Source organism: Streptomyces carminius (assembly GCF_002794255.1).
Classification (GTDB): domain Bacteria; phylum Actinomycetota; class Actinomycetes; order Streptomycetales; family Streptomycetaceae; genus Streptomyces; species Streptomyces carminius.
In genome coordinates, this window is the sequence record NZ_PGGW01000014.1 from 61,780 (window position 1) to 68,590 (window position 6,811).

General features: G+C 70.9%; 7 protein-coding genes and 1 pseudogene. 3 read left to right on the forward strand and 5 right to left on the reverse strand.

Translation table 11 applies throughout. From position 1 onward, the window contains the following. Window positions 1-505: 505 nt before the first annotated feature. Complete coding sequence (locus tag CUT44_RS04845) at window positions 506-2,215, forward strand: WD40 repeat domain-containing protein (RefSeq protein WP_100200891.1); 1,710 nt, start codon at window positions 506-508, stop codon at window positions 2,213-2,215. A 76-nt stretch (window positions 2,216-2,291) separates the two neighbouring features. Here CUT44_RS04845 and CUT44_RS04850 read toward each other — a convergent pair whose 3' ends face one another. From CUT44_RS04850 to CUT44_RS04860, 3 genes are read right to left on the reverse strand one after another with little or no spacing between them, the layout of a single operon-like run. Continuing rightward, window positions 2,292-2,489: a DUF397 domain-containing protein gene (locus CUT44_RS04850; RefSeq protein WP_100200892.1), complete on the reverse strand. Its 198-nt coding sequence runs from the start codon at window positions 2,487-2,489 to the stop codon at window positions 2,292-2,294. A gap of 39 nt (window positions 2,490-2,528) precedes the next feature. Next, window positions 2,529-2,729, reverse strand: a complete 201-nt coding sequence (locus tag CUT44_RS04855) for a DUF397 domain-containing protein (protein WP_100200893.1) — start codon at window positions 2,727-2,729, stop codon at window positions 2,529-2,531. A gap of 11 nt (window positions 2,730-2,740) precedes the next feature. Then, the gene (locus tag CUT44_RS04860) at window positions 2,741-3,595 is read right to left on the reverse strand and encodes a helix-turn-helix domain-containing protein (protein ID WP_100200894.1); all 855 of its coding nucleotides are present in this window, start codon (window positions 3,593-3,595) and stop codon (window positions 2,741-2,743) included. A gap of 240 nt (window positions 3,596-3,835) precedes the next feature. Here CUT44_RS04860 and CUT44_RS04865 point away from each other — a divergent pair, with 240 nt between their 5' ends. Continuing rightward, a complete protein-coding gene (locus CUT44_RS04865) occupies window positions 3,836-4,282 on the forward strand; it encodes an ATP-binding protein (protein WP_100200895.1) in 447 nt (148 codons plus the stop codon). 8 nt (window positions 4,283-4,290) lie between these two features. Continuing rightward, window positions 4,291-4,908, forward strand: a complete 618-nt coding sequence (locus CUT44_RS04870) for a hypothetical protein (RefSeq protein WP_100200896.1) — start codon at window positions 4,291-4,293, stop codon at window positions 4,906-4,908. On the opposite strand, the pseudogene CUT44_RS04875 reads toward CUT44_RS04870, so the two are convergent. Both CUT44_RS04875 and CUT44_RS04880 read right to left on the reverse strand, forming a co-directional pair. Beyond that, window positions 4,866-5,367: pseudogene (locus CUT44_RS04875) on the reverse strand (tetratricopeptide repeat protein). The gene CUT44_RS04870 and the pseudogene CUT44_RS04875 sit on opposite strands and share 43 nt — an antisense overlap. A gap of 96 nt (window positions 5,368-5,463) precedes the next feature. Continuing rightward, entirely contained in the window at window positions 5,464-6,741 is a 1,278-nt protein-coding gene (locus tag CUT44_RS04880) for a serine hydrolase domain-containing protein (RefSeq protein ID WP_100200897.1), read from the reverse strand. Window positions 6,742-6,811 lie beyond the last annotated feature (70 nt).

Genomic DNA, 6,811 nt, shown 5'->3' on the forward strand with positions numbered 1-6,811 from the left:
AAGATGGCATGCCCTTCCGGGCCCGTCAACAGGGTTCATGTAAGAGCATTACGCACCTTATGCGTGGAATGTGGGAGAGGTTTCGCTGTTTTGCCCCGATGGCCCGTGAAGGAGATTTCGGGGCGATTGCCGGGGATAGTGGGGCGTCTGTGTGGGAGCGCTCCCGTAAAAGGCCGGACCGAAAAGTAAGCGTAAAAAACCGGCCTTCTATGGCTGAAAACAGATAGCGGAACCAAATCCTCCGTGATTCATTCTCCCCTTGGGTGTTCCCGGCTCCCGGCCGGCCCGCCGCCCGGCGGCCGGATCCGCCGGTGCACCGCGCACCGACGATCGCCATGTCTCCGGTTCCTCCCGCCGGCCGGTCCGCCGGCCGCCCGATCCGACTGCCCGCCCGTCTCGGGTTCCGCCCGATGTCACCCGTACCGCCCGCGCGCCGCCCGGCGCCGGACCGCACCGGACGGTGCCCGCCGGATCACCGGCACCACACGACACGAGAGGAAGGCACGTGATCCGTCACTCCAGCCCCATCAGCGGAGTCGCCGCGTACGGCGACTCGTACGTGGCCACCGCCGGATACGACAACCGGGTCGTCCTGTGGGACCAGCACACCCGCACCCCGCTGACCCGGGTGGTCCACGACCACCTGGCCAACCAGTGCGCCTTCAGCCCCGACGGCCGCCATCTGGTGACCTCCTCCAGCGACTACACCGCCCGGCTGTGGTCGGTGCCCCGGCTGCGGCTGCTGGCCGTCCTGGGCGACCACGAGGACGACGTGGAGATGTCGGTCTTCCACCCCGCCGAGGAGAAGATCGCCACCGCCTCGCGCGACCACCGGGTGCGGGTCTTCGACTTCTCCGGACGGCTGCTCCACCGCTTCGAGGGCCACCGCGCCGACGTGATCTCGGTGGAGTGGAGCCACGACGGCCGGGAACTGATCAGCTCCAGCGACGACGGCACCATCAAGCGCTGGTCCCTGGAGACCGGGGGCATGGTCGAGGACCTCGACATGGGCGGCGTGGAGACCGACACCGTCGCCATCGGCGCCGACGGCACCGTCTACGCGGGCAACGACGAGGGCGAGCTGATCATCGTCCGCGGCGCGGACCGCCGCCGGGTGCCCGCCCACGACGCCGGCATCAAACGCGTGGTGCTGGGCGCCGCCCGGCAGCTCCTGATCACCCTCAGCTACGACCGGACGATGCGGCTGTGGGACGTGTCGGGCGACACCCCGCAACTGCGCGACAGCGTCGGCCTGCCGCCCGTCGTCTGGCCGCGCACCTGCGCGTTCGCCGGGGAGTCGGGCATCGTCTTCGGCAGCTTCGGGGACAGCTACCACCGCTACGACTTCGAGAGCCGCGCCTGGTCCGAGGAGCCCATAGCGCCCACCTACGGCCTCAACGCCGTCGCCGTGCACGGCGACGGTTCCGTCCTCACCATCGGCGACGCGGGCATCCTGTGGCGGGACGGCACGGTGCACGCCGAGCCCGGCAGCCTGTGCAACTTCCTCACCCCCGTCGGCGACACCGTCGTCACCGGCGGCCAGCTCGGCACCGTCTTCGACGCGCTGACGGGCAAGCCCGTCCACCAGCACCGCTCGCCCCTCAACTGCGGCGCCGCCTTCGAGCGGGAGGGCCGGCGGCACGTGGTGGTCGGCGCGTACACCGGCGAGGGCATCGTGCTGCGCGAGGGCGAGGGCGGCGCCCTGGAGCACCTGACGGACCTGCGGCTGCACGACAACGCCGTCAAGAGCGTGGCCGTCTCCGGCGATCTGCTCTTCTCGGTCTCCGCCGACGGCGGCGCGGCCTGGCAGGACATCCGCACCCTGGAGACCCGCCACGTCCTGCCCGACGCCCACACCAGGATCGCCAACAGCTGCGCCGGGCTGGGCGGCGGCTGGTTCGCCAGCGTCTCCCGCGATCTGCGGCTGCGCGTGTGGTCCCCGGACTTCTCCGTGGAGGAGATCGCCACCCCGCACCGCCACTCGCTCAAGTGCGTCAGCGCCGACGACACCGGGCGGTACATCGCCGTCGGCGCGTACAACGGGCGGGTCACGGTGTACGACCGGGAGACCGGGCGGTGGTCGACCGACGTACGGCCGACGCCCTCCGGGATCTCCTCGCTGACCCACGACCCCGGGCGCGGCCTGTTCCTGGCCTCGTCCTATGACGGCTCGGTGTACGAGATCCGCCCGGACGGCCCGGTCGTCCCGCAGTGAGGCGGTGCGGGGTGCCGGGGCCGGTGGTGTCCCGGCGCCCCGCACCGGCGCGCTCTTTCCGCTCCGCTCACTCGGCTCACTCGGCGAAGTGGTCGAACTCGCCCGCCTTGACGCCGAGGAGGAACGCTTCGAGCTTGGCGGGCGTGGTGACGACGACCTTGTCGGGGTTGTTGCTCTCCCGCATGAGGACGCGGTCACCGTCCCGGGCGATCTCGATGCAGTTGTTGCCGCCTCCGCCGCAGGACGCCCTGTGCCACTCGATGGGTGCGGACATACGGGTCCTCGCTCTCTGGAAGTGGTGAGGTGGGGTGGGTCAGCGCGTGAGGTGGTCGAACTCGCCCGCCTTGGCGCCCAGGATCAGTGCCCGGAGCACGTCCGGGGTGGCGGTGACGATCTGCTCGGGCCGTTCGCTCTCCCGTAGCTGCACCGCTCCGGCACCGGAGCGGACCTCTATGCAGTTGTTGCCACCGTTTCCGCCGCAAAAAGAGGACGTCTGCCACTCGGTTTCCAGCATGTTTATTCCTCTCACAGGTCGTGGATGATGTTTCTGACGAGTTCCCGTGAACTCCTGATACTCAGAGCGCGCTTTTCCATCCTGGAGAACATGGTCCGGTAGACCTCCAGATGCTCCTCTGTGTCGAGGAAGACGGGCTCGAGCATCGAGTCCAGGTGCACTGTGTCGAGTTGTGGCACCGGGCCGCCTGCGTAGAGCACGGCCTGGCCGGAGCCAGCGAAGCCGTCCGTGCTGAAGGGGACCACTCGTAGCGCAAAATTCGGGCGCTCCGTCATTCCCAGTAGATGCTCAAGCTGCGCTCGAGCTACGTCCCTGCCGCCGAACCTCATGCGTAGCGCGGCCTCATGTACCAGGGCTTTGTAGTCGAAAGGCTCATCCCGGTCGAGGATCTTCACTCGCTGGACGCGATGTTCGACCCGGGCTTCCGCCTCTCGCTTGGTCATCCGGGGATGGTTACCGAATCTGAAAACCGCGTATGCGTATGCCTCAGTCTGGGCGATTCCCGGGACGTGCGCGATTTGGTACGTGTGCAGGTATCTGGAGTGGTGTTCCAGCTCTGCGACATCGAGAAGGCCGGGATGTAGAACACCCCGATACTCCTCCCACCAGCCCTTGGACCGATCCGTGGCCATGGCTGCGAGTGCTTCGACGTACGCCTGGTCGTCGCACTTGTAGGCGTTGGCGAGGGTGCGCACTCGCTCCGCGCTGACGCCGAAGCGTGCGGTCTCGACCTGGCTGATCTTCGTGTGGTCGATGCTGAGGAGTGCAGCCGCCTCGCGTGCGTTGTGCCCCGCTGCCTCCCTCATCTTGCGCAGCTCAGCGCCAAGTCGCCGCTGGCGAGCAGTCGTCACTGTCCTCGGTGGCATGGCCCACAGTCTGCCTCTTACGGGTGAAACGGTCCAAGCGGATCCACATGGATCCTATCGAATCGGTAGTCATGTTTATCCCGAGTGCCCTATGGTCCTCGGTAGCGCAGCGTGAACACCAGTGAACCCGCAGTGCAGTTGCCCTTCCCTGTCCGCGTATCGGTGCGGGCGGGGAGTGGGTGGCCGAGCCACGGTGGTGGGCGCGCGTGCCCGGCAACCGGAGCGCGTTGGGAGACGCAGATGACCGTGACCACCGTGGACAGACCCGCCACCGCCGTCTACCGGCTGACCGCGCCCGCCATAGTGACCACCCCCAGAGTCGCCCGCGAGGCGGTGGTGGCGTGGCTGCGGGCCGCCGGGCACGGTGACGCACTGCGGGAGGACGCCCGGGTGCTGGTCAGCGAGGTGGTGACGAACGCGGTCGTGCACACGGCCGCGCCCCGGCTGACGCTGGAGGCCGAGATCACGGACGCGGGTGTGCGGGTCCGCGTCTGGGACGGTGATCAGCGCGGCATCCCGCGCCCGCGCCAGAGGTGCGCGGACGACGACGAGGAGAGCGGGCGCGGGCTGCGCCTGGTCGAAGCGCTCAGCCACACCTGGGGCGTGACCTGGACCGGCGGGGTGGAGCCGGCCGGGAAACGGGTCTGGTTCGAGCTGCGCGCCGCCCCGCGCGGTGCGGGGACGTGAGGCGCGGTATGAACTTCACCGCCGTCTGCCTCGGCGCGCTGATCATGACCGTCAGCGCCGCCCTGACCGGCTTCACCCTGGCCGCCGCCCACCGCCCACCCCACGGGGTGTGGTGCGAGGTGGCCGTCGTGGAGGAGCACACCCACCGCGAGTGGTTCCTCGGCGGCCACCGCGCCCGCGACCCGGAGCGGGCGCTGCGCTGGCTGCGGGCGCAGGCGCCGTACCTGGCCGACCGCATCGACCCGCCCCCGCACGCCCCCTGGGCCGCCCCCGGCACCCTCCACCCCCACCAGGACAACGGCACCGGCCCGGACGCCGCCGCCGTCCTGCGCCACTGGCGGCACGACACCGCCGCCCACCGCGCCGCCCTGCGGGCGCTCGGCGAGCGCGGGCGCCACACCGTGTCCGTCCCCGACGGGGACGGACTGCGCTACCGCCTGTCCGCGCAACTCCTCGACGCCGACCGCGCGATGGCCGGAAACCCGGCTCCCGGACGCCGCCGGGCGGAGAAACCCGGCAGGAGGGCGCCCCGCCGTACCGGGCCCGGCCGAGGCCGCGCGGCAGGCGGCGGGCACCGGGGCGGTCACCGCGGTGCCGCGGGCTCCTCGGTGAGGGAGCGCGCGTAGTGGGTCAGTGAGCGGCCGTACTCCGGCAGGTGGGGGGCGAGCGCGGTGAGCGTCAAGGCCAGCCCCTCCCGTTCCCGCCCGGTGTCGGCGAGTGCCAGGGCGAGGAACGCGACGACCGCGTCGTCCAGTTCGTCGGACGCCGCCTCCCGTTCGGCCATCAGCAGGTCGACGCTCTCCCCGGCCCGGCCGAGGTTGCGCAGCGTGCTGGACCACGGCGCGGCGCCGCCGTATGGCGGGCAGACCGGCGGCCAGGGCCCGGCGGTAGAGGGCGGCGGCCTCCTCCTCGTGGTCGGTGGCGTCATGGGCCGAGGCCAGCTCGGACAGGGCGGTCGCGTCGCCCGCCGGACGCTCGGCGGCCAGTGCCTCGGCCCTTCGGAGGAAGCCATCCGGCTCGTGCTCGTCGAAGGAGGCCCACAGCGCCTCGACCCGCCGCTCCCAGTCGTGCCCGGATGTCGTCATGGCCCCAGCGTCCCAGCCGGACGGGTACGGGCCGTGCCCCGGCCGCGTCGGCGGCCGGGGCACGGCCCGGGGGAGGGGGGAGTCAGGCTTTGGGTGTCACTCGCACAGGGCGCGGTCGAGCATCCGCTGGGTGGCGTCGTCCTGGGCGACGTTCTTCTCCGTGTCGTCGAAGTTGATGGTGAAGGCGGCCGAGGCGCCGGAGCGGCGGCCGTCGTCGGTCACGGCCGTTCCGGAGACCGTGCCGAACACCTTCCCGCCGTGGAACCACACGCCCTTGTCGCAGCCCTCGGCCGGGCGCCAGGCTATGCCGAGCCCGTAGGTCGTGCCGGGCCTGCTGGGGAAGCCCTCGGCGGGCACGGTCCGCTTCATCTCGGCGAGCTGCCCGGCCGGGAGGAGCCGGCCGCCCAGCAGGGCGCGCAGGAAGGTGTTCATGTCGGCGGTGGTACTGATGACGGCGCCGTCGGACCAGGCGTTCGCCTGCTCGGTGGTCTCGGTGAGCCTCTTCTCGCCGGGGAACTTCGTGTAGGCGGTGGCGGTCGGTCGCGGGATACGGGCGGAGGTGCCGGGGGCGAAGGTGTCCTTGAGCCGCAGCGGCTTGACGATGCGGTCGCGCACCTCCCGCTCCCAGGAGTTGCCGGTGATCTTCTCGATGATCATCCCGGCCAGGACGTAGTTGGTGTTGGAGTAGCTCCACCGGGTCTCCGACCCGGGATCGGCGGCGTCCGGCAGCCACTCGGGCGCGACGGTCATGGCGAGCTTCACGCGCTCCTCGGGAGCGAGCGAGGTGTAGCGGTTCGCGAGGAAGTCCTGCTTCATGGTCTCCAGGCTCTGGAACTGGAGGTTGGTGTAGTTGGCCAGTCCGCTGGTCTGCTGGAGGAGGTTGCGGACGGTGATACGGCTGCCGTCGTTGCCGTTGCCCTGCACCAGGCCGGGCAGCCACTGCTCGACGGTGTCGTCGAGGTCCAGCTTCCCCTCGGCGACGAGCTGGAGGACGAGGACGGCGGTGAACGTCTTGGTGTCGCTGCCGATGCGGTAGTGCGCGTCATACGGCACCGGCCGGTTGCCGCGCAGGTCGGCGACTCCGGCCCGGACGGTGGTGGAGCGGCGCCGCTCGTCCTGGACCCGGACGGTCAGGCCGGTGACCCCGGTCTCCAGCACGGCCCGCGCGTCCTTCCGGAGCTGGGCCCGCTCACCGTGGTGCGCGGCGGCACCCGCCTTCGCCGTACGCTCCCCGGTCGCCATGGCGTCGGTGCTCAGACCCGTGAGCGTCGTGGCGCCGATCGCGCCGACGCCCGCCAGCGCGAGCCCCGCCCGCACGCTCGTCGCCCGGCTCCACCTGGTGTTCTTCCGCGTCTTCCGCTGCCTCGTCGTCATACCCGAAACGCTATGGACCGGCGGCGGCGCGGGATAACCGGCTGAGCGGTGAAACGGGGGTACAGGCTGC

Excerpts from the sequence above, each read along its gene's own strand:
- CUT44_RS04870 (WP_100200896.1), top strand. The coding sequence starts at position 4,291 with ATGAACTTCACCGCCGTCTGCCTCGGCGCGCTGATCATGACCGTCAGC.
- CUT44_RS04850 (WP_100200892.1), bottom strand. The coding sequence starts at position 2,489 with ATGTCCGCACCCATCGAGTGGCACAGGGCGTCCTGCGGCGGAGGCGGC.
- CUT44_RS04860 (WP_100200894.1), bottom strand. The coding sequence starts at position 3,595 with ATGCCACCGAGGACAGTGACGACTGCTCGCCAGCGGCGACTTGGCGCT.
- CUT44_RS04880 (WP_100200897.1), bottom strand. The coding sequence starts at position 6,741 with ATGACGACGAGGCAGCGGAAGACGCGGAAGAACACCAGGTGGAGCCGG.
- CUT44_RS04855 (WP_100200893.1), bottom strand. The coding sequence starts at position 2,729 with ATGCTGGAAACCGAGTGGCAGACGTCCTCTTTTTGCGGCGGAAACGGT.
- CUT44_RS04865 (WP_100200895.1), top strand. The coding sequence starts at position 3,836 with ATGACCGTGACCACCGTGGACAGACCCGCCACCGCCGTCTACCGGCTG.